Source organism: Collinsella sp. LCP21S3_C7, assembly GCF_052118485.1.
Classification (GTDB): Bacteria; Actinomycetota; Coriobacteriia; order Coriobacteriales; family Coriobacteriaceae; genus Collinsella.
Genome location: NZ_JBQKHC010000013.1, coordinates 18,646 through 41,164 on the forward strand (window position 1 = coordinate 18,646; position 22,519 = coordinate 41,164).

The following is a 22,519-nucleotide window of genomic DNA, read 5'->3' on the forward strand; positions in this document are numbered from 1 at the left end:
CTTTGCAAACTGCACTTTAACTACACCAATGCAAGGAGGATCTTATGCAGCCCAAGCATTCTGCGATTGTTGCCGGATTGACGCTGGCTCTTTCGTTTGGCGCCGTTGCCGCGCCCGCGCCCGCTGCTGCGGATGAGCCCACGCCGGGCGTTGCCTCGGATGCCACCGATATCGATAAGGGTCTTTATACCCAGCAGTCTTTCTCGGGCGTGCTGAGGTCGGTCCAAGGCGTCTCGTTTGTCAATGTGACCAGCGAGATGAAGTACTTTACCAAGTATGAGAGCCACGGCAACTATAACCAGGGCTTTTCGTACGGCGATGGTTACAACGCGCTCGGTTACTACCAGTTTGACCGACGCTGGTCGCTCGTCCCGTTTATGAAGCAGGTCTATAACTACAATCCTGCCAAGTACGGCATGCTTAAGTCTGCAATTGACCGCGGAGGCGATATCTCCAACGCAAGCAACCCCATGCATTCGAACGGTCAGCTGACGGATCTGGGCCGCATTGCACAGGAGGCCTTCCAGGGCGCCTATAACGCCGATCCGGCTGAGTTCTCGGCGCTGCAAGATTCATATGCATACAACTCCTATTACGCGGTGACCGAGGCCTGGCTCAAGAGCGCGCTTGGTATTGATATCTCTGGCCGCGCCGATTGCGTCAAGGGTATGGTGTGGAGCATCACCAACATGTGCGGCACCTATGGCTGCCAGGACTTTTTCCGCTGGGCAAATCTTACAAACGATATGACCGACCGTGAATTTGTGACGGCGCTTTCCAGCAGCGTGGTCAATAACGTTGCCCGTAAGTACTCGAGCCAGCCGCAATATCACGAGGGCTGGAAGAACCGTTACAAGAACGAGCTTAAGGATTGCCTGGTCTATATTACCGAGGACGAGGCCGCGGCGACGCCGCCGGTCGAGCCTGAACCCGAGCCTGAGCCCAAGCCCGTGACTCCAGCGCCTAGCCAGGCGCCCGCCGCTCCCGTTGCTCCCTCTGGGCCTAGTGCCGATACCAATGGTGCTGACGAGGATACCGTCGATGCTCCTTCATACGATGCCGGAGCAAGCGACGGAAATGGCGATGTCGCATCGGGCGGCAGCGCGGGGTCTGCCTCGCCTTCGAATTCCGCAGATGCTGCGGCAGGGTCTGGTTCTTCCGCCGGTGGATCGACTGCCGGTTCGAGCGACTCGTCGACGAATGGCAAACCCTCTGCGAGCGAACAACTTGGCTCCATGTTTGGCTCCTCGCTGATGGTTGACATCAACAGCAGCTCGTCTTCCAAGAAGGATGGCTCCGACCAGGGCGCTACGGAAAAGACCGAGGATGCTAAGGGCGATTCGAAGGACGAGGGTTCTAAGGGGTCTGATTCCGACAAGGGCACGGAATCAGACGGTGCGGAATCGAAGGATCCCCGCCTTGATAAGGATGGCAAGCACACGGACGACAATGGGTCCAAGGGCCTGGTTGATGATGGCGCCGACCAGAACCAGGGTAAGACCAAGGTTGTGACTGCCTCAGCCACGACGACTGAGTCCTCTAAGGGCAGCATGCCCAAGACGGGTGACTTGATTTTGATGGCGAGCCTTGCCAGCGCGAGCTTGGCCACATTGGGCGCTACGTCTATTGTGAGCGGTAAGCATAAACTTGACCAACAAAACAAAGATGCTGCGGAGAAAGACGCCCAAAAGTAGGCTCTCAGCGAGCGTTTTGCCTTAGCGATTGAAATAGGGGCCCGATGCGATAACACCGGACCCCTATTTGTTGCGAATCGTTTTGTTATGCCCCCCTTATGGATTCATTTCTACCGTTACCCGAATCATTTGTTGAACAATAAAATTGTTATCAAGATGGTCGCTAAAATGGCATCGTTATTATAAAAGGGGAGATAAAACGGTGTCTGAACAGGCAATGTATGATATTGATAACACCTTTGGCGTGAAGTTGCTCAATCCCGTCGGAAATGCTGTTCTGCCGATTGATATTCATGATTTTGCCGACGCCGCCGATCATTGTGTTTTAGTTGATAAGACCATGTTTATTGCCGATATCTTAGATTGCGAATCGACTGTGGCGCTCTGTTGTCGGCCTCATGGTTTTGGCAAGAGTATGAACCTCTCCATGCTCAAATGTTATCTGGAGCGTCCTGTGCCCGGCTCGTCGAGCGTGAATCTGTTCATCGGTAGCCAAATATGGGACGCAGAAGATGGCATCTATCGTGATGAGTATGCACGCTACCCGATCATTGCTTTGGATTTTTCTACTTCCTCCTATCGAGGCGCCGATGCCGAGGCCGCCATGCGCGATGCCGTCGCTCGTGAGTGCGCTCGTCTGTTGCCGCTGCTGGAAGTTCCCGATTTAGCGCGCGGCGACGTGCGCCATATCGAGCGCGTAGCGCGTGGTGTTGCCGCTCCTGATGAAATCGATTCGGCTCTTGGCGTGTTAATCGAGCTCCTCCGTGTGGCATGTGATGAACAGGTTGTGCTGCTGGTTGATGGGTATGACGCGGCATTTACGAATCATATGCAGGCGAAGGGCGCCTATGGCTCGTGCTTTGTCGAGTTGCTTGACCGCCTGCTCTTTGACGTCATTGTCTCCTCGATCGATTCTTTGCGGCTGGTTTGCTTGATGGGGGAGCGACCCGGCCCCGCACGGGCGGCACTTGCGCATCGCAACTGCCCGTATTGTTTGGCTTCGCCCTTGTCGAGCTGGTGCGATCGCCGCTTTGGTTTTTCGGATGCCGAAAACAGGGCGCTGCTAGATTGCGCTGGTCAGAGCGACAGGCTGGCTTGCGCGCGCGAATGGTTCGAAGGCTACCGGTTTGGCGGGTTCTATTGTTCGAACCCGGCTCGTGTGGTTGAGTTCTTGGCTCGGGGCTGCCTGCCGCCAACGCGCTTTGATCTATGTTGCTATGCCGATTGTCTGAACGAGACTGTGGGCGCCTGGGATTTAAGATGGCTTGCGGCAATGTTTGATTTGCTTAATCCGTATGGCTGTGTTGAGGCGCCGCTGCGCATAGACGCCGTGAAGCCTGATGCCGGGACAGCGGAAGGTGTTTGGACCGATTTGTATTTGAGTGGACTCCTGACGACAGATGCGACCGATCACCAGACGGACGGCAGTCTGCCCCGCGCCCTGCGCCTTCCCAATAACGAGCTCCGGTATGCGCTGCGTCTTGTGATTATCGAATGGTTCGAGTGCGCTGCCGAGAGTGCCGAGACTATCGATGATTTCCAAGAGGGTCTTTGCCGCGGAGACGAGCGTGCAGTTAGGCGAGCTTTGGACGCAATTATTAATGACTTGGGCGTCGATGGAGACGAGTCGGATTTGCTGCTGGCTTTTCGTTTGGCACTGCAGGGTCTTTGTTTTGGGTTGCCTGGGTATGCCGACCCCGTTACAAAACGAGCGCACGGTTCGGAGCTTGGGGGTTTCCAGGTGTTTCCGACCGTCAATACCTTTGATGCGGCGGATACGCTTGGCATATTGGATAGCCGCCCGCTTATCTCGGTCAGCATGCTGTACGACCCCGATGTCGATGCGTTGGGCTTAGAGCTTCTGTCGGTACAGGCATTGCTCGATATCGAGCGGAGCGGTCTCGACGACATTCGCGTGCCACGTCCTGCTGTGGGCCGCATGCGCTGGGGGTTTGGCTTTGATGGGCAACGAGTTACCGTCGCGTGTCAGAAGTTATAGGAGGGCCGGCTTTACTCGGTTTCTTTCATGGGCGGCATGGGCTTCCAGTTGGGGTCGCGTACGATTTTGCGGGCATCCTTCATGCCACGGCGCAGCGCCGGAATGCCGGTCTTAAAGCACTTGTCGACGGCGGCAAGGCGGATAAACTCCTTGCAGAAGGTCGCCACATTGCCCAAACGGAACAAAATGGGGTGGTAATCACCGTAGATCTGCATGTAGCGGGCCAAGTAGCCGCGGTTGCGCATGATGTAGTAACGATTGGTGTCACTGGTGGAGTTGAGCTGGCGTTTGCCGGCGATATCCCAGTTGGAGACGGCGCGGGCGCGCTTGAGCACCACATCGGCGACTACGACGGCAGGGAAGTGTTGGCTGGCGACATAGCCATAGCAGGCGTCATCGCCGTAGATAAAGAAACGAGCGTCAGGCAGGCCGATCTTGTCGACAACGCGGCGTGAGAACAGGCCACCCTCAAAGCACAACTGGTTCATGGCGCGGTAGCCCTCGGGGCCCAGGTCCCACTTAGCGATGGGGTTGGGGATGCCAAGCGAAAGGATAAGCTGGTACTGCCAAAAAAAAGCGCCGCCGTCAAAGTCCAGGCGCGAACCCTGGATGACGTCGTAGCGGTCGGTCCACTTGGCCAGGCGCTCGATGCCCTCCGGGATGACGAGCACGTCGTCGTCCATCACCCAAAACCACTGGGCGCCCAGGTCATAGGCGCATTTGGTGCCAGCAGAAAAGCCGCCCGCGCCGCCGCCGTTTTCGAGCTGCGGGGCGTAGATGACGCGGTCGGTTCCGCCCTGCGCGTCGGGCTGATCGGTGTCGACGCCCCACAGGTTGGCCAGGCGCTCGTTGAACGCCGCGCACATGGCCTCGGTCTCGTGCGAATTCTCGTTGTCGACGATTACGATACGCCACGGCGCGGCCGTGAGCTCGGTCATGGAGTCGAACAGGTTGGCCAGGAGTTCCTGACGCTTGTACGTAACGACGACGATGGCGAGCTTGTCGATGGGAGCGGGGAGGGTAGAAGTCATGGGGAATATATCCTTTCACGCGCGGCGGGCGAGCGCTGCGCGGAAGCTATCGAATGCGTCCGTTGGACGGCACCTATTGTAAAGGGTCGCTGCGCCATGTTGGCAAGGTTTGAATAAAACGCAGGAACCTGCCATGGGCATGGTGGCCGCGATACTCAATGGTGATGCGTTGATCGCTGCTTGAGACTACGGGCGATAAGGCTTCTAGCTGCATCGATGATGAGAAGCGTCAGCGCAAAGACGATGCTAATGACGGTACCCGTGACGATACATATAGCTGCCGGGCTGTTTTGGCTGACCAGTATGTTTGCGAGCAACGTATTGAAGACTGGACGCCACAGGCTACTGGTGAGCGACTGCATCACATAGAAACCGAGCGTGGCGGTCGATAGGGTGACAATGACATTCGCGGCGCGAGGATTACTCGATTTATTGTCGCGGGTTGCCACAAAGAACAACGAGGTGGCAGCGAGGGCGAACGAGACGAATGAGGTCGACTTATAGGAAAGCATTGCCATTGCCGACAGATTACCGGTTGCGGAGAGTGCGACTTCCAGGGCGATCGTGATGATAAAAGCTGCTGCAAGCAATCGTTTGGCGACAGTGCGCGTTTTGCGCGGAGTTGTCGTCCCGGTATAGTCGCGGAGCAGCCCTCCCATCAAAAAGGCGACGACGTAGGTGACGGCGCTCATGATCTTCTGCAGCCAAGAAAACTCGCCGGTGCTTGTCGCACTCATGGCGGCAAAATACCCGTTCGCAACGAATGCGAGGATGCTAACGGCGATGACCGTCTTCGTGTAGCTCTTCTGGGAGAGTCGGCTCTTGGCCAGTCCAAACCATGGTGCCACGAAGACCGTGGCGGCATAGACCCAGATAAACTCAAGGCCTAGCGTGTACCAATAGTGCGTGTGAAAGGAGACGTCGGGAATGGGGGAGACGGCTGTGGACCATGCGAGTGCAGCGAGGCAATAAAACGCGGTGGGCAAGATGACCTTGCCAAGGCGCTGCGTCGTCCGCTGAAGTTGCGACGTCCACGTAGCCCCGTCGCTCCAGGCGCGAGCAGCCGAAGTAATAAGGAAGTACCCCGAGATCATAAAGAAGACCTCGTTGGCCCAGCAGCCCAGCAGGTTGATAAAGCCGAGCGCGCCGGAGTAAGGGAAGGCGGCGAGCGGCGCATATTCCGGCAGGCCGGTGCAGGTCGCCTGGAAGGTCCACTGAAACGTGTGGAATATGGCAATCCCAGCGACCGCGAATAAGCGCAGCGCTTCGATGGATATGTTGCGTGCGGCTTTGGGATGCATGGCTTCCTTTCGTAACGGTTTGCCTCTATGGGCTCCATAGATTATATAAACGCCCGTTGGCACGACAGCCCTTTGATACCATTAACGATAGGTATTTCCTAAGGAGCACATTTGTCTACTAATTCCTCTGGCAGCCCTGTTCTGTCGCTGCTTATTCCCATCTACAACGTTGAGCGCTACCTGCGCGAGTGCCTCGATTCCGCCGTGGCGCAGACGCTCAAGGACATTGAGATCATTTGCATCAACGACGGCTCTAGCGATAGCTCGCCGGATATCATCCACGAGTACATGGAGCGTGATACGCGTGTGAAGATGATTGATAAGGCCAACAGTGGCTACGGCGACTCGATGAACCGCGGGCTCGATATGGCGCGCGGCAAGTACGTGGGCATTCTAGAGTCCGATGACTTTATGGCACCCGATGCGCTGGAGAAGCTCGTGGCAGCTGCCGAGCGCTTTGACGCCGATTTTGCAAAGGCGAATTTTGATTTCTACTGGTCTAAGCCCGAGGAGCGCCGTTCGCTGCACGAGATGTTTAAGCCCAGGGACTGCGGCAAGCCGGTACACCCGAGCGACACGACGCGGTTCTTTAAGCAGAAGCCGTCGATTTGGTCGGCCGCGTACCGCCGCAATTTTCTTGAGCGCAACGGCATCAAGTTCCTGCCGACTCCGGGGGCATCCTTTCAGGACACGTCGTTTGCCTTTAAGGTGATCGCGTGCGCCGACAAGGCTGTTTACCTGCATGATGCCGTGCTGTCGTATCGCCAGGACAACGAGAATTCCTCGGTTAATTCTTCAGCCAAGGTCTTTTGCGTCAATGCCGAGTATGCCGAGATTGAGCGTTGGATCCGAGAGGATTATGCCCGCGATCACGCAAGCGATGAAGTCGCCCGCATGCTCAAGTTCAATCAGCTCATTAAGTACGATTCGTACATGTGGAACTACGTGCGCCTGGCGCCCAAATTCTATAAGGAGTTCCTGGTTCAGATGGCCAAGGAATTTCAGGCGGCCTTGGACGCGGGGGATTTTTCGCTTGACGACCTCAAGCCGTGGAAGCGCGCGAATCTTGCTGCCATCCTCAAAGATCCTGAGGGCTGGGTTGACGAGCATCCGAGTTTTGCGACGGATGGTGCCTTGGGGCGTGCCAAGTACTACGCATCGGTTGGAGGCCCTGGCGTGGTCGCCGCCTTTCTCATCGAATCGCTGAGGGGGTAGATCGGCATGGGAGAGGCCACGAGCCCCAAAGCGACTATTGTCGTTCCCGTATACAACTCGGCGCGCTCGATTCGGCGATGTCTCGATTCGCTGTTGGCGCAGTCGGAGCGCTCGATTCAGGTTATCTGCGTTAACGACGGGTCCGCAGATGGCTCGCTAAGCGTCTTGCGTCAAATTGCGCAGGCCGACGACCGTGTGCTGGTGATTGACCAGGAAAACGCGGGCGTCTCGTGCGCTCGTAATGCCGGTATCGATGCCGCCGAGGGCGAGGTCGTCTTCTTTGTGGACGCCGACGATTACATCGACGCTCAGACAGTCGACTGCGTGCTGCAGGCCATGGCGTCCGCGGATGCCGAGGTTGCCGTTTTTGGCGGCGTCTGCGAGCCGTCCGACGCCGCACCTAAACGTGTCCAACAACTCATGAGCCCCAAGGCGGGCACTTTTGGCGCCCGTGATCCCCAGTTGCTGTTCCACGCAAACGCACAGCCCTATGCGTGCCGCGCGGCTTTTTCGCGCGAGCTGCTCAATCGCGAAGGCATTCGCTTCGCCCCCGGTTTGGCTTTGGGCGAGGACGTCGTCTTCCAATTTGCGGCTTATGCGCTTGCCCGCAAGACCGTCGTCATACCGGACAAGTTCTACCACTACGTGATGGAGAGCGAATCGGCGACGCACGAGTTCAACAGCGCCGGGGCCCGCGCCAAAAAGCTTGACGCCCACATGAGGATGCTCGAGGAGGTCTTGGAGGACTGGGCGGCCTACGGTCTTTTGGACCTGTGCCCCGGCGAGCTGATAACTTGGTTTTTGGACCTCATTGTGTTCGACCTGGCGCGCTTGGACGCCGATGACTTCCATCGCGTGGCGGCTCGCGTCAATATGGATTTCACGACGTTTTTGGGATCGGAGTGGGCGGATATGCCTGCTAAGGGCGCCGTTCGTCGTGTTGCCCATAAGCTCGTAGCGGCGACCTCGGGCGTTTCGATGGCAGATGCCACGCTGTTCTATCTTTCGACCCGCGGTCTTAAGGCCTGCCTGGAACGCTTTATCTAATTCTGGGCGCTGCCGCCCGCCGCAACTCGGCTGCTAAAATAACCCTGTTACACGCTATTCAACAGGAGGTTCTCTTGCAGAACTCTGATACCCCTAAAGTTTCGCTGCTTGTTCCCATCTGCAATGTTGAGCGCTACCTGCGCGAGTGCCTCGATTCCGCCGTGGCGCAGACGCTCAAGGACATTGAGATCATCTGCATCAACGACGGTTCTACCGATAGCTCGCCAGATATCATCCGCGAGTACATGGAGCGCGATGCGCGCGTCAAGATGATTGACAAGGCCAATAGCGGCTACGGCGACTCGATGAACCGCGGTCTAGAGATGGCGCGTGGCGAGTACGTGGGCATCCTTGAGTCCGATGACTTTATGTTTGAGGACTCGCTCCAAAAGCTGGTCGCCAAGGCCGATGCTGAGCATGCCGATGTGGTAAAGGGCGACTTTTATCTGTATTGGTCCACGCCCAGCGAGCGCCGTGAGCTGTTTGGGATCATCGACGAGCATATGACGGGCGCCGCGTATCGCCCCGCCGATCGTCCGGGTATCTTCTACCGCAAGCCTTCCATTTGGTCTGCCATCTATCGGCGCGAGTTCCTCAACGACAATCAGATTCGGTTTCTTCCCACGCCGGGCGCCTCGTATCAGGACGCAGGCTTTAACTTTAAGGTTTGGGCTTGCGCCGAGCGCGCTGCGTTTATTGCAGACCCCATTTTGTGCTATCGCCAAGACAACGAGAAGAGCTCCGTTAATTCGCCCAACAAGGTATTTTGCGTGTGCGATGAATATGCCGAGATGCAGCGCTTTTTGGATGAACGCCCCGAGCTTAAGGCTCGGCTTCAGGGCATTTTAATGCGCATGAAGGTCGATACGTACCGTTGGAATGATGAGCGCCTGGTCGATGAGTTGCGCGGGCAGTTTTGGGAGAAGGCATCGCCCGAGCTCAAGGCCGATTGGGATGCCGGTCGCTTTGACCTGTCGCTGTTCGATCCGCGCGGCGAGACCGACTTGCGTTTGATGGTCAAGTCGCCCCGCGCCTATATCGATTCGCGCTTTGATTTTAAGAAGCCGGGCAAGCTCAATACATTTAAGCACTACTTTAAGATCGGCGGCCTGCCGCTGGTCTGGCGCGTGCTGACGTATCAGCGCGCCTATGGCGATAACCCGCATCCCGATGACGTGCCGGCGGCACAGTAGGAGCGCGTGATTATGGTTACCCCTAAGATTTCCGTAGTCGTTCCCATCTACAAGGTGGAGGATTGTCTGGCATGGTGCCTGGACTCTCTACTCGCGCAGGATATGCCCGATTGGGAAGGTGTGCTGGTTAACGATGGCTCGCCGGATGGGTCGCGCGATATTGCGGCTGCCTATTGCGAAAAGGACGCGCGCTTTACGCTGGTCGATAAGGAGAACGGTGGCCTGTCTAGCGCACGTAATGCGGGTATCGCTGCGTCCACGGCGCCTATCGTGGCGTTTTTGGATTCCGACGACCGCTTTACGTCCGATGCGTGCCGTGTAATCGTCGATGCCTTTGAGCGCGAGGACTGCGACGTTTTGACCTTTGGCGCAAACCCGTATCCGCTCGACGCGGGGTATCCGTGGCTTAACTATGTGCTGAGTCCACGCGACGTTTCGTTTGAGGGCTATAGCTCCGACCTGCTGTTTAAGGAAGCGTCTCGCCCTTTTGCATGGCGCACCGCCTGCAAGCGCGCTTTTTTGCTGGGTAGCGGGATCGTGTTTGATGAAACCGTTAAGTATGGCGAGGACCAGGTCTTCGATTTTGCCGTGTACGGTCGTTCGCGTAAGACCGCGCTTATCTCGAACAAGCTGTACGACTACCGCGTGGCGCGCAAGGGTTCGCTCATGGACACCATGCGCTACGACGACGAGACACGTCTGCTGGAGCACGTGAAGATTTACTCCGCGGTGCTGGCCGACTGGCGCCGTGATGGGCTTGATGCCCGGCATGCCGATGACCTGGCGTACTTCCTGTGTGATCTGGTGCTGTATGACGCGCTCAGGTTGCTGGGTTCGGACTGCGGCAAGGTGTTTGCTGCCGTCGCCGCGGCGCTTGACGGTTCTGCCGTGGGCAATGATGCTGCGCTCGCACAATGCGCTCCTTCTGTTGCCGCTATGGTGCGTGCGGCGCTTGTCGGTAAGGCTCCTGCTGCTCGTTCGTGCAAAAAGCTCATGTTCGATTACGACGTCTTGAGGTTTGGGCGCCTGGGCGCGTGCAAGCGCATGGCTGCGAACGCTCTGGGAAAGCGAGAAGTGTAGATGAGTATCAAACGTTTGGCGCTTTGCCGCAGTCAGGGTCGTCTATTTGTCCTGCTTCGTTTTGCCGGTCAGGATGTCGCGGGGATTATTGAGCAGGAGGGTTCCCAGGCCTTTGCTCACGCGACGACCAATGGCGCTTGCGTGCCGTCTTTGGCACTGCCGGTCGATCATGGCCGCGTGCTTGCGCTTTGCCCCTCCGTTGCCGATTATGAGCGTGAGCTCGTCGTCTTGGTGCTTCCGTTTATGGACGGCTCTACAATTGACGTCTCATTTGCGTCCGGCGGCAAAAGGCTGGGCTCTCTTCGCCTTGATAGTCGTATTGCCAAGCTGGAATCTAAGATTAACTACAAAGCAAAGCCTGCGATGTGCGCGCTTGTCCGCGATGCGCAGCGCGGCGAGTGCTGCGGTCGCTACGAGATCGATGCCGTTCGTTATTTACCGGCAGATGAGGGCGTCGTCTGGCGCTATGAGGTAAAGTGGACGGGAGACCCCCAGTGCGTCCCTGGGCTCCAGATTTTCGATACGCACATGAATGCGATTGATGCCACCGTGCATGTGTTTGAGTCGCAGGTCGATGTTCTCCGGCAAAACGGTTGTCGCGTCAATAAAACGTATCTGAGCGTGGAGATGCCTCAGGATATACGCGATTTTGTTGCGATTGCGGCTGATCCCACGGGCCAGATTCAGAGCGGTTTTTGCGCCATGGATGGTCGTCTGTACAATGGCATGGTCGACGACAGTTGGAACCGCATGAAAGATGCGCGTGCGGATGACGCGGCCTATCGACGCTGGTTTGAGCAGCATCGCGCGAAGCCGGGCGACTTGGCGTGTCAGTGCGTTGTAGCGGCAGCATTCGCCTACAGGCCGCTCGTGAGCATTGTGGTGCCGTGCTATAAGACTGATCGGGTTTACCTGCGTGAGCTGCTGGACTCTGTGCTATCCCAGAGCTATGACAACTGGGAATTGCTGCTTATGGACGCCTCGCCCGAATGGGATGCGGTGGCCAAGCTTGCGGCCGCCGCCAATGACGAGCGCGTTCGTCGCATCGAACTACCCGGCAACGGCGGCATTGTGCTCAACACTAACGCCGGCATTCAACAAGCGTCGGGCGACTACATCGCATTTTTGGACCATGACGACATTCTGGAGCCGGATGCGTTGTTCCACTATGTCGCCGCGTTGAACAAGGCGGCAGAGGGGGAGCGTCCGCAGGTCCTGTTTTGTGACGAGGACATGTTTCAGAAAACGGGGGAGTGGGGTCAGCCGGTCTTTAAGACGCAGCTCAACGTTGACCTGCTCTATAGCCATAACTGCGTGACGCATTTTCTGATGGTGGAGAAGGCGCTTATCGATCGCATTGGCATGTCGCCGGAAGACGTCGCGGGCGCCCAGGATTATGATCTGACGCTTCGCTGCCTTGCATCGGGCGCACGGTTTGAGCATATTGCCCACGTGCTGTATCACTGGCGCGTGCATCCCGGTTCTACCGCCGATGGCTCTGCAGATAGCAAGCCGTATGCCATCGAGGCCGGACGCCTTGCGCTGCAGCGTCACTTTAATGCACTGGGCATTCACGGAACGGTCGATGAGACCGAGACGCCGTTTGTCTACCGCATGCGCTATGCGCTGCCGGAGCCTGCGCCGCTGGTGAGTATTGTGATTCCCACCAAGGACCACGTCGAGACGCTCGATGCCTGTGTGATGTCGATCGTTCAGAAGGTCACGTATGCCAACTACGAGATCGTCTTGGTGGAGAACAACAGCGAAGATCCGGAGACGTTTGCGTATTACGAAACCCTGCCGGAGCGCGTGGCTGCAGCATCCGAAGGCAAGGGTGACGCACGCGTTGTGTACTGGCCGGGCGAGTTCAATTACTCCCAGATCATCAACTTTGGCGTTGAGCATGCCAAGGGCGATTACCTGCTGCTGCTGAACAACGATACCGAGGTCATAAGCCCGGACTTTATCGAAGAGATGATGGGCTATCTGCAGCGTTCCGATGCGGGTGTGGTGGGTGCCAAGCTCTATTTTGCCGATCATCTGGTGCAGCACGCTGGCATTTTGGTCGGCGTGCGCGGCGCACTTGCCCATGCCAACCAGGACTTCTCGGCAAAGCGTGAGGGCTATCTTGCCCGTGCCGTGCGCCCGGGCAACTTTAGCGCCGTGACGGGTGCCTGCCAGATGGTCCGACGCGACGTATTTGAGCGGGTCGGAGGCTACAACGAGGAATTCGCCGTCGGCTTTAACGATGCAGACTTTTGCCTTCGCGTGCGGGAGGCGGGCTACCGCACCATCTTTACACCTTATGCAGAGCTGTACCACTACGAGTTCACCTCGCGCGGCAGGGAGGAGGCCAACGAGGAAAAACTGCGCCGCTGGAAGCGTGAACAGGCGCTGTTCATGCAGTGCTGGCCGGAGTTCTTCTTGACGGGCGATCCGTGGTTGGGGCCGAATTTATCCGCTGAGAGCGAGTATTTCTCGTATTAAGGCAATGGTTTTTAGGTAGTCCTTAACTTTCTTTCGGTATGAGCTTGGAAGAAAGCAACGTTGGACTACTTTTTAAGACAAATTACGAAAGGTCGATACTTCCGCGATAATTTTATACAGGCTTATATAACTCGATATTATCCGATATAGTCTACGATAGAAATATAAGCAATGATTGACTGTTAATCGATTCCCTAGGAAGGCGAACAAGTGAGCGTCACAGCATTCCATAACCCCTTTCGTCCCACTGCCGGCGCTGAGCCTCCGCGCATAATTGGTCGCGATGATATCGCCCTTGAGTTTACCGAGAGTTTGAATGCGGGAATTGGTGCACCTGCGAGGCTCATGCGCATTGCTGGACCGAGGGGCTCCGGAAAAACTGTTTTGCTCTGCGATCTTAGGGATCGTGCGCGAGAGCTTGGATGGAAGACCGCTATTGTTTCTGCTGGCCCTAACCTATTGCTGGACTTGAGGGATCAGGTTGCTGATTCTTCCCTTGCGGCCAATGCTTCGGTCGGCGTAAACGCCGGCTTTGTTTCTGCGAAAGTCGGTGTTGCACCCAAAGAGTCGAGCCTTAGAAAGTTGCTAAGTTCGGCAGCGAAGTCATCCAAGGGTCTTTTTATTGCCATCGATGAAGTTCAGGACGCTCCGATTGACGATATGCGTGCCATTGCGTCTACGGTTCAGCTTTTGATAGGGGAAAAAGTAGATATCGCACTTGCCTTTGCCGGCTTACCCGCCGGCGTTATGGATCTTATTAACGGCAAGGCGCTTACGTTCTTGCGTCGTGCTCTCCCCGAAGATCTGGCGCCTATCAACCAGGTGGAGGTAGCGCTCTCTATGGGCGATAGCTTTGTCGCGACTGGTTTGACCATAGAGGACGATCTTCTGTCGAGAGCCGCTAAGGCCACTAAGGGCTATGCCTATCTGGTGCAACTGGTCGGTTATTCCATTTGGCAGCGCGCCAACTTGCATCGTGCCAAAAGTGCCATTGTGAGCGAGCGCGACGTCACCGAAGGCATTGCGTTGGCAGAGGCTCGTTTTCACGATGTTGTTCACGAGCCCGCGATTTCTGGACTGGGGCTCAACGATATCAAATACCTATTGGCCATGTGCGAGGATAAACAACAGTCCAAATCAGCTGAGATTGCTAAGCGCATGGGTAAAAAGACCAATGAGATCAGCTCTATTAGGGCCAAATTGCTACAAAGAGAGGTTATTCAGGCACCACAGAGGGGCTACGTGCAGTTTGCCGTGCCGGACCTAGATATCTATCTGCGAGAGAATGCCGAGGAGATTCTCGAACGGTTCTAGGTCGAGGCTTAATTAGGTTTTGATTTTACTTGGGGGCATTATGGCAAAAATACGAGATTCCCGTATCGAATTACTTCGCATTGTCCTTATGTGGACGGTAATGGCTCATCATTTTGTTGTTCACAACGCTGATTCTGTTTCCGTATTTCCTGGTTCGTTTACTAGGTTTTTCTACAATATCTTTTTCTATCCAATTGGAAGAACTGCGGTCGGCTGTTTTGTTGCAATAACAATCTGGTTTGTTGCGGGGAAAGCTGGATACTCCATTAAACAAGCTGTCAAACAGATAGCTTCAATTGAAGGCACGGTTCTCTTTTATAGTATTGCGCTGGGTTTTTTCTTCATGCTTCGCGGCGATATTCAAGTAAGTCCAACCAATTTGATAGATATTTTTGCACCAATTCTTACTGGTTCTAGTTGGTGGTTTGTAACCGTCTATGCTTGGCTTGTATTTTTACTGCCCTTTTTAATTCCGGCTTTGCATGCGTTGGACCAGAAACTACATCTTTATCTATCAATCTTTCTGGTCTTCGCCTTTGGATTCCTGCGTTATGTGCCGCTCTTTTGGATTCCCATCGACGGGCTACTAGTGGATTTTATTATAATTTGCGTTCTTGTTTGCTATATTCGCTGGTATGTAGATTTGTCAACAGTGAATATAAGGCACTTGGTTGCTTGCTGCATTGCTTCTTTTGTTGGAGTTGCAATCTCGTTTTATGGTCAATTCCATTTTGATGGTTTGCTGGGCTCGACCTTTGCGAATTTGTATAACGGCTTTTTTGGTTCGCCGGCGTCTATTTTTTCACTAGTTATAGCCATCTCTGTCTTGTTGATTGATTTAAAAATGCCGCATTTTTCCTCCCGTTTCGTTAACACTGTTGCGAAACTTTGTTTTGCTACTTATCTTATTTCTGACTATGGGCCTATCCAAAGTTGGCTCTGGAGCTCGCAGTTTCCCTTTACGCGTGTCGGCGTTGGACTGGGAATGTTGCAGGTGCTTCTGGTTCCAACAGCTGTGTTCACGATTTGCTTAATGTTGGAAGGTCTCAGGAAGCTCTTGATTGGTTTCATCATACGTTTTATCGGCCCTTTCGATTTGTTAAATAAAGCTTTGTCGTAGAACCAAGACTTTTGATATTTTCTTTCGCATACGTGATTTGACGACGATCCCGCTACGCTGGTGGTGGAAAGATTGGGATTCCGAACCAACGTTCACTGGTTGTAGCGGATTGGTCGATAATCATCTAGGAAAGCGCGTCGTGAGCACGCGAAACCTGTTAGAGGCATGGTAACGCCCACGGTTGTTGCAACTAAGACGACTATCACCGAGGCTGCTGTTAAGAAGCCGATCGAGCCGAAGGCTGACATGGTAACCGTTGCTAAGTTTCTGAGACCGTCGATGATGACTCGGTCGGTATGCCTCTGGTGCTGGTGTTGTTGGAGGCGCTATTAATTGCTGTAGAGGCTTCGGTTTAAATCAAGGAATCGAACCGGTTTCCACATCAATAGAATGCGCTGGCCGCATATGACGTATCGATATGGGCATGATATTGCGTTTTTTAATTTGCGGCCACAAAGATGCCTTTTGCAAAGCGTGGGGGCTATCTTGCCCGTGCTGTGCGCCCGGGCAACTTCAGTGCCGTGACGGGCGCCTACCAGATGGTCCTACGCGACGTATTTGAGCAGGTTTGAGGCTACAACGAGGAACTCGCCGCCGGCTTTAACGACGCAGACTTTTGCCCTCGGGTGTGGGTGGCCGGCTACCGCACCATCTTTACGCCCTATGCAGAGCTGTACCACCACGAGTTCACCTCGCGCGGCAGGGGAGAGGGCAACGAGGAAAAACTGCGCCGCTGGAAGCGCTAGCAAGCACTGTTCATGCGGCGCTGGCCTGAGTTCTTCTTGGATGGCGATCCGTGGCTCGGGCCGAACCTATCCTCCGACAGTGAGTACTTCTTGCTTTAGAGCGAAGTAATTTCAAGATCCGGCAAAGTGCCCTCAAGAGCTGCAAGAGCGGTGGGGTTCAAGTACTCCTCGTTCAAGCAGCTCTTGTCATATCGAAAACGTGCCTCAGAATTTTTACAGGTGGTTGTATTAAATTGGTTCGCTTATGTGCTCGGTTTGACTCAGAAGCTATTTGACGTAACGGTTGAGGTGTGGTGACTCATATTTAAATTGCAGCTACAAAGACACCTTTTATCGAATTCCCGTTGAAAAACTGAATTGATAGTTTAAAAATAACTTTAGAGAGCCTTAAATCTCGGAGAAAGGATGTCGTATGAAAAACCTTCGAGAAAGATGGCACGGACTAACAGTGCTGGGAGTTGTTGCATTTGCTGCTGCCTGCATGACGGTTGCCCCGGCGCCCTCATTTGCTGATATTGCTGGCGGTGGCGGAGGCGGTGGACCGATTACGGAATGGTGTTCCGACGGTCGTCCGATTTCTTACTGGGGCTATGACGGTTGGAACGGCACTCAAAATGAACAGACGTCTGACCCTCTTACGCGGTATAGCGTTGAGTGCAATGCTGGGGGGACTACTCACAGGGATTTTCTAGTAGGCTTAAACTCAATTGATCAGAGCGCCTCGAGGACCGATTCTTCTGTAGTTACATCACGTCCCGCAGGTACATACTATTTCAACAAAGATGGTTTCATGAAGACCGGACTCGTCTGGTGCGAGGACGGCGAACTTCGCTATTTCGATCCGAAAACTGGCGCCATGGTCACGAACCAGTGGCATAACGATTACGAAGCCGTCTGGTACTATTTTGGCGCTGACGGGACCGCAGTTTCGGGCTGGCAGTCTATCGGTGGGGACAAGTACTACTTCTACCCCGAAAGCCATGATATGGCATACGGCCGAGTTCAAATTGACGGCAAGAATTACTTCCTGAACACCCCTGGCGCCAACGCCGATGGCCGCATGCAGCATGGCGGCTGGTTCTACGACTCCATCTACGGAAAGTGGTCCTATGCGACCTCTGACGGTGAGCTATTGACCGGTTGGCATAATCTCGGCGGGGCTTGGTACTATTTCAATGAATCTGGGGTCATGCTGACTGGCTGGATCAACGATTCGGGTACCTGGTACTACACTAATGCCTCCGGTGCGATGGTCACTGGCTGGCTCAACATCGGCGGTACTTGGTTCTACCTCGACGGCTCGGGCGCCATGGTCGCTAACAGCTGGCGCAGCCTCGGCGGCTCCTGGTACTGGTTCGGCGACTCCGGTGCAATGGCCACTGGCTGGTTCTTGGCAGGCGGCTCTTGGTACTATGCGAGCGGTTCGGGCGCCATGGCAACCGGCTGGCTCAGCAATGGCGGCACGTGGTATTGGCTCGGAGGTTCGGGCGCTATGGCCTCTAACTCTTGGGCTAACGTTGGTGGAGTTTGGTACTGGTTCGACGATTCCGGTACGATGGCCACCGGCTGGCGTCAGGTCGGCGGCGCCTGGTACTACTTTAGCGGTTCCGGCGCTATGGCCCACGACGCCTGGGTCGGCGACTACTACCTCCAGTCTTCTGGCGCCATGGCTACGAATGCCTGGGTTGGCTCCTACTATGTCGGCGAGGACGGCAAGTGGATTCCGGGCTACGGTTTAGTTTGGTATAAGAGCGGTAGCGATGTTTACCATACGCATAAGTGTCGTACCGTTGGCAAGGACGCAAAGGGCTATTCGCAGATCTCTATCCAGGAGGCCCAGAAGCGCGGTGCTTTACGAGAGTGCAAGAACTGCCAACAAATTGGCTAACGCATTATTGAGCTAGTTTTGATTGAGGCCCCGTTGCCCTGAGGTGACGGGGTCGCTGCGTGATTGGATACCGTGCTGCTATGAAGAAATGGTCATTCGGAGTGCTGGTTTTTTCGGGCCTCATTTCTTTTGGGCTCCTATTGGGTTCTCCCTCGATGTCATGCGCTCTTGATTTGGCAAACCATGATGAGGGCCCTTCTTCTGCCGTTGTTATTGCTTCTGTCGAATCATGTGTTGATGCTCAGCGCGAATCGGCCTTCGCCGTTGAGCAGAACTCTCAGGTGGATAATGAGGTCTCTTCTGAGGTTTCGAATCAAATTATTTGGCATCAGGGGTGGATATCGCCCGAAGAGGGGGCTGGTTTTTGGCGTTGGGGCTTGTCCGACGGAACAATTGCTGTTTCTTCTTGGAGACATATAAACGGTAGCTGGTACTGGTTCGACGACGAAGGCCGAATGGCTCAGGATGGATTGGTCCAAGTCGGGGGTGCGACTTATGGATTCTCCTCTTCTGGCGCAATGCGTGTCGGCTGGTACCTAGATTCTACGGGCTCCACTTCTGCTTGGCGTTATTTCTCCGGTTCTGGCGCCATGGTAAAAGGCTGGCTTTCAGACGGCAGCAACTGGTATTGGCTGGATGATGAGGGCAAGATGGTCCACGATACAATGCTGCAGATCGGGGAAGCCACGTATGGATTCTCCTCTTCTGGCGCAATGCTTATCGGATGGCACCTTGATGCTTCCGTCTGGCATTATTTCTCCGGCTCTGGCGCCCTGGTAAAGGGCTGGCTCTCGGATGGGGGCCGTTGGTACTGGCTTGATCCTGCGGACGGTTCTATGGCAACCGGGCTGAATGCATGCAATGGAACCCCTTATATCTTTAACGGGTCGGGGGCCATGCTCTCCTCTCAGTGGGCACTTGTTGACAATAACTGGTATTACGCTGACTCCAACGGCTTGCTGCATGGAGGCTGGTTGCTTCTAGGGAATTCTTGGTATTACCTGGATCCAGGAAGCCATATTATGCTCACGGGCTTTGTGTAAGTGGGCTCGTCCACCTATTTCCTTACGAGTTCAGGTGCCATGGCAACAGGCTGGGCACTTGCTGATGGTACTTGGTATTACGCCGCATCAAGCGGAGCTATTCAACGAGGACGGTGGATAAAGTCCGGAAGCGCCTGGTATTACCTTGATGATGTATCCGGTGCAATGCGTACTGGTGAATTCGCGGTAGGAAGCACGCGCTATTTTTCTTATGATTCCGGCGCGATGGCATCTTCGTGCTGGATTAACTTGGGCGACGGTATGTCATGGGCGAATTCGTCTGGAGCACTGAGCGAGCCGTTGCCTACTTCATCTGATGGATCTCCCGTAATCGCTGATCGTACCGACTTGTCTTCATTGCCAGGTACAATTCATATTGGAGACGCGGTTTTCTATGCGGACGCAAACGGTGTCGTTAATGTGGCATCTGGTTGGATTATGTCGAATGACGCTTCTGACGAAAATGGCAATTCTTGGCACTACGCATCTTCCAATGGTGTCCTTAAGTCTGGTTGGCAATATGTCAACGGTGCGTGGTATTGGATGGACCCTTCTACATTCAAGATGAAAACTGGATGGCTTAATGACGGCGGTACGTGGTACTGGCTCCAGCCTTCGGGCGCCATGTTTGCTAATGGGTGGCTGAAAATTGATGGCGTCGACTACTACTTCAATGCAAGCGGTGCATGGTTGAATACGTCTGGTTCTGTTTTGGGGGTCAATAGGTCCAGCCTGGTCAATTGGCTTATGAGCCACGAAAACGATGGCTATTACCGTGGAACACGCTACGACACACATCTCAGCCAGGAAACGTGCATATACCCAAAGGGCGATCCGCGTTGGGACGGTTATACGGGCATGAATTGTGGTGGATTTGTATCGCATGCGTATATGAAAGCGGGCGGTAATTTAGCTCCCATTGCCGCCGAGCAGAGCCATTCCCCTTGGAGTGGAGGTCCCGGAAGGGGCGGCTGCGTAAACGCGTATCGTTGGTACGGCTACGCTATCGATACGTGCGCGAACGTGACTTATTTCAACTCTATTGATGAGTTGTTACGTAGCGGTTTGGCTCGTAAGGGGGACATTGTGTTCTTCAATCCTTACAACCCATATGCGGACGATAGCCACATTGGCTTTTTCTGGGGCAATTCGCCGAGCGAAAATTTGTTCTGGCATAGTGATGGTTATGGAAATCGCATCTCCGGTTTGACTGCTTTGGGTCCATCGAAAGTAATATTAATTCATTAGAATTCCGAGTTGTAGGGGACTCTCTGGGTCCCCTACCTTTTTGACATCTGGTTTGAAAGTTTGTTTGAGCTCGGGATTCTTGGGGGTAAGAGGGGGGGGGACAATGAGCCTTCGGGTTCGGCCCTTCCGGTAAGTTCTTATTTTCTTTGCAGCATTGCGCCCAACTATTTATTGTCCTAGATGGCGTCTTGTCCTGTTAGATGTTCGGGATTCTTTCATAGCTATGCTGTAAGCTAGACGCAATCAAGAGCGAATGACGAGGTTTATATGAACAAACATCTTAAGTTGTTTTTGGCATTGTTGGTGCTGATGGTCCTTGCGTTCGTTTCCGTGTTTGTTTGCCCTGCGGATGCGGAGGCTACACAGACTCTAGTTGAGAATTCTTGGCGTTATGAGGGGGGACAATTAGTTTCAGATGATTCTTCTTCCGAAGAAGACGGAATAGCCTTATTGTCTATGGGCGCTCTTCCCGATGGGGTTACAGCACAGGGCATTGACGTCAGCGAGCATCAAGGACGTATTGACTGGGATGCCGTTAAGGCTTCTGGTATCGATTTCGCTATTCTGCGTGTTGGATTTGGCGCTCCATCTTGGGGCGGCCGTGTTGACTATCAGTTCAGCCGTAATATTACTGAGTGCGAGCGTCTTGGAATTCCTTACGGTATTTATATCTATTCGTATGCTCGGGATGATCAGCAAGCAGCTGACGAGGCATCAATGGTGATTGACTGCCTTTCTGGGCATAATCCAAGATTGCCGGTGTATTACGATCTTGAGGATAGCTCGATAATTGCAAATGGACGTCAAACCGGAATTGCATCGAGGGCGCAGGTTTTTTGTAATAGGATTTCTGCCGCAGGATATGAGCCTGGTATTTATGCAAATTTAAATTGGTTTAACAACATTTTGACTGACTCTGTATTTAAGAGTAGCTCTTGGGATCATTGGATTGCTCAATATAACTCGCAATGTGACTATACCGGCAATTACAGTTTTTGGCAGTATAAGAGCAACGGAAAAGTCCCTGGAATCAACGGCAACGTTGATATGAACTACGCGTATGTTGATGTCTCCCTTTATCATTGGCAACTAATTGACAGCACCTGGTATTATGCAGCCTCCAACGGCAAGGCGTATACCGGATGGTTGTTTCAGAGTGGCACGTGGTACTGGCTCGAGCCCGACGCGGGCGGTGCCATGGCTACCGGCCTTCACGAGTGCAACGGCTCACTGTACTGGTTCAACTCCTCCGGCGCGATGGCGACCGGGTGGGTCCTCGACGGCGGTACCTGGTACTACGCGACGGGCTCCGGCGCGCTGGCGCACGGTCCCGTTTCCGTCGGCGGCGTGCCCTACTGCTTCGATGCCCGGACGGGGGCCATGCTGACGGGCTACCAGACCGATGCCCAGGGCGTCCGCCGCTACTTCGGCAGCTGCGGCCCCCTAAACGGCTGGGGCCTCGTCGACGGCTCCTGGTACTGGTTTGCGAACGGCATCGCCTCGACCGGCTGGCTTTACATCGGCGGTTCCTGGTACTGGCTCGATCCCGAGGCGGCCGGCGCCATGGTGACGGGCCTTCACGCATGCAATGGCTCTGCCTATTGGTTCGGCCCCTCCGGCGCGATGGCGACCGGCTGGGTGCTCGACGGCGGGACCTGGTACTACGCGACGGCCTCCGGCGCCCTCGCCTCCGGTTGGCTCAACCTAAGCGGTACCTGGTACTGGCACGACCCTTCGACGCACGCCATGGCGACGGGCCTGCACGAATGCGGCGGCTCCATGTACTGGTTCAGCTCCTCCGGCGCGATGGCGACCGGCTGGGTCCTCGACGGCGGCACCTGGTACTACGCGACTGGCTCCGGCGCCCTCGCTTCGGGATGGGCCTACGTCGGCGGTGCGTGGTACTGGCTGGATCCATCGACACACGCGATGGTCACTGGCACTCAACAAATCAACGGGTCACAGTATTCTTTTTCGAGTAACGGCGTTTGGCTCGGCTAACAGCTCTTCTTTAATTGCTTTTTTCTAATTACATATTGCGCGAGCTAGTCCATTTGTAGACTATGTCTATGTACGATTGGTATTCTCTGGGGGCCGTGCATGGTAAGAAATA

General features: G+C 54.8%; 15 protein-coding genes and 1 pseudogene. 14 read left to right on the top strand and 2 right to left on the bottom strand.

Translation table 11 applies throughout. From position 1 onward, the window contains the following. The first annotated feature begins 44 nt into the window (after window positions 1-44). Both ACTQ1E_RS06080 and ACTQ1E_RS06085 read left to right on the top strand, forming a co-directional pair. The gene (locus ACTQ1E_RS06080; protein ID WP_441565308.1) at window positions 45-1,694 is read left to right on the top strand and encodes a hypothetical protein; all 1,650 of its coding nucleotides are present in this window, start codon (window positions 45-47) and stop codon (window positions 1,692-1,694) included. Window positions 1,695-1,896: 202 nt separating this feature from the next. Further along, window positions 1,897-3,693, top strand: a complete 1,797-nt coding sequence (locus tag ACTQ1E_RS06085) for an AAA family ATPase (protein WP_441565310.1) — start codon at window positions 1,897-1,899, stop codon at window positions 3,691-3,693. Window positions 3,694-3,704: 11 nt separating this feature from the next. Here the strand turns inward: ACTQ1E_RS06085 and ACTQ1E_RS06090 are convergent, their stop codons facing one another. Further along, on the bottom strand, window positions 3,705-4,724 hold the full coding sequence (locus tag ACTQ1E_RS06090) for a glycosyltransferase (RefSeq protein ID WP_441565312.1): 1,020 nt from the start codon (window positions 4,722-4,724) through the stop codon (window positions 3,705-3,707). A gap of 155 nt (window positions 4,725-4,879) precedes the next feature. After that, complete coding sequence (locus tag ACTQ1E_RS06095; RefSeq protein WP_441565314.1) at window positions 4,880-6,025, bottom strand: acyltransferase family protein; 1,146 nt, start codon at window positions 6,023-6,025, stop codon at window positions 4,880-4,882. Window positions 6,026-6,136: 111 nt separating this feature from the next. Here ACTQ1E_RS06095 and ACTQ1E_RS06100 point away from each other — a divergent pair, with 111 nt between their 5' ends. The 12 genes and pseudogenes from ACTQ1E_RS06100 to ACTQ1E_RS06155 all read left to right on the top strand — a co-directional run bounded on the left by ACTQ1E_RS06100 (window position 6,137) and on the right by ACTQ1E_RS06155 (window position 22,407). Next, window positions 6,137-7,240, top strand: coding sequence for a glycosyltransferase family 2 protein (locus tag ACTQ1E_RS06100; protein WP_441565316.1), 1,104 nt, complete (start codon window positions 6,137-6,139; stop codon window positions 7,238-7,240). A 6-nt stretch (window positions 7,241-7,246) separates the two neighbouring features. Further along, on the top strand, window positions 7,247-8,287 hold the full coding sequence (locus tag ACTQ1E_RS06105) for a glycosyltransferase family 2 protein (protein WP_441565318.1): 1,041 nt from the start codon (window positions 7,247-7,249) through the stop codon (window positions 8,285-8,287). Window positions 8,288-8,361: 74 nt separating this feature from the next. Next, a complete protein-coding gene (locus ACTQ1E_RS06110) occupies window positions 8,362-9,480 on the top strand; it encodes a glycosyltransferase family 2 protein (protein WP_441565320.1) in 1,119 nt (372 codons plus the stop codon). Window positions 9,481-9,492: 12 nt separating this feature from the next. Then, window positions 9,493-10,560 (top strand): glycosyltransferase family 2 protein, encoded by a 1,068-nt coding sequence (locus ACTQ1E_RS06115; RefSeq protein ID WP_441565322.1) that lies wholly within the window; start codon window positions 9,493-9,495, stop codon window positions 10,558-10,560. Further along, a complete protein-coding gene (locus ACTQ1E_RS06120; RefSeq protein ID WP_441565324.1) occupies window positions 10,561-13,047 on the top strand; it encodes a glycosyltransferase family 2 protein in 2,487 nt (828 codons plus the stop codon). A gap of 210 nt (window positions 13,048-13,257) precedes the next feature. Next, entirely contained in the window at window positions 13,258-14,361 is a 1,104-nt protein-coding gene (locus tag ACTQ1E_RS06125; RefSeq protein ID WP_441565326.1) for an ATP-binding protein, read from the top strand. A gap of 40 nt (window positions 14,362-14,401) precedes the next feature. Continuing rightward, window positions 14,402-15,481 carry an acyltransferase family protein gene (locus tag ACTQ1E_RS06130; protein WP_441565328.1) on the top strand — a complete coding sequence of 360 codons (1,080 nt, stop codon included), beginning with the start codon at window positions 14,402-14,404 and terminating at the stop codon, window positions 15,479-15,481. A 1,227-nt stretch (window positions 15,482-16,708) separates the two neighbouring features. Beyond that, window positions 16,709-18,115: a hypothetical protein gene (locus ACTQ1E_RS06135; RefSeq protein ID WP_441565350.1), complete on the top strand. Its 1,407-nt coding sequence runs from the start codon at window positions 16,709-16,711 to the stop codon at window positions 18,113-18,115. 80 nt (window positions 18,116-18,195) lie between these two features. Beyond that, window positions 18,196-19,158, top strand: coding sequence for a hypothetical protein (locus ACTQ1E_RS06140; RefSeq protein ID WP_441565330.1), 963 nt, complete (start codon window positions 18,196-18,198; stop codon window positions 19,156-19,158). Then, window positions 19,159-20,406 (top strand): hypothetical protein, encoded by a 1,248-nt coding sequence (locus ACTQ1E_RS06145; protein WP_441565332.1) that lies wholly within the window; start codon window positions 19,159-19,161, stop codon window positions 20,404-20,406. A gap of 456 nt (window positions 20,407-20,862) precedes the next feature. Then, window positions 20,863-21,426, top strand: a pseudogene (locus tag ACTQ1E_RS06150) (glycoside hydrolase family 25 protein); the annotation flags it as partial. 27 nt (window positions 21,427-21,453) lie between these two features. Beyond that, entirely contained in the window at window positions 21,454-22,407 is a 954-nt protein-coding gene (locus ACTQ1E_RS06155) for a hypothetical protein (RefSeq protein WP_441565352.1), read from the top strand. Window positions 22,408-22,519: the final 112 nt, after the last annotated feature.

Excerpts from the sequence above, each read along its gene's own strand:
- ACTQ1E_RS06080 (WP_441565308.1), top strand. The coding sequence starts at position 45 with ATGCAGCCCAAGCATTCTGCGATTGTTGCCGGATTGACGCTGGCTCTT.
- ACTQ1E_RS06090 (WP_441565312.1), bottom strand. The coding sequence starts at position 4,724 with ATGACTTCTACCCTCCCCGCTCCCATCGACAAGCTCGCCATCGTCGTC.
- ACTQ1E_RS06095 (WP_441565314.1), bottom strand. The coding sequence starts at position 6,025 with ATGCATCCCAAAGCCGCACGCAACATATCCATCGAAGCGCTGCGCTTA.
- ACTQ1E_RS06105 (WP_441565318.1), top strand. The coding sequence starts at position 7,247 with ATGGGAGAGGCCACGAGCCCCAAAGCGACTATTGTCGTTCCCGTATAC.
- ACTQ1E_RS06115 (WP_441565322.1), top strand. The coding sequence starts at position 9,493 with ATGGTTACCCCTAAGATTTCCGTAGTCGTTCCCATCTACAAGGTGGAG.
- ACTQ1E_RS06120 (WP_441565324.1), top strand. The coding sequence starts at position 10,561 with ATGAGTATCAAACGTTTGGCGCTTTGCCGCAGTCAGGGTCGTCTATTT.
- ACTQ1E_RS06130 (WP_441565328.1), top strand. The coding sequence starts at position 14,402 with ATGGCAAAAATACGAGATTCCCGTATCGAATTACTTCGCATTGTCCTT.
- ACTQ1E_RS06135 (WP_441565350.1), top strand. The coding sequence starts at position 16,709 with ATGACGGTTGCCCCGGCGCCCTCATTTGCTGATATTGCTGGCGGTGGC.
- ACTQ1E_RS06140 (WP_441565330.1), top strand. The coding sequence starts at position 18,196 with ATGAAGAAATGGTCATTCGGAGTGCTGGTTTTTTCGGGCCTCATTTCT.
- ACTQ1E_RS06155 (WP_441565352.1), top strand. The coding sequence starts at position 21,454 with ATGAACTACGCGTATGTTGATGTCTCCCTTTATCATTGGCAACTAATT.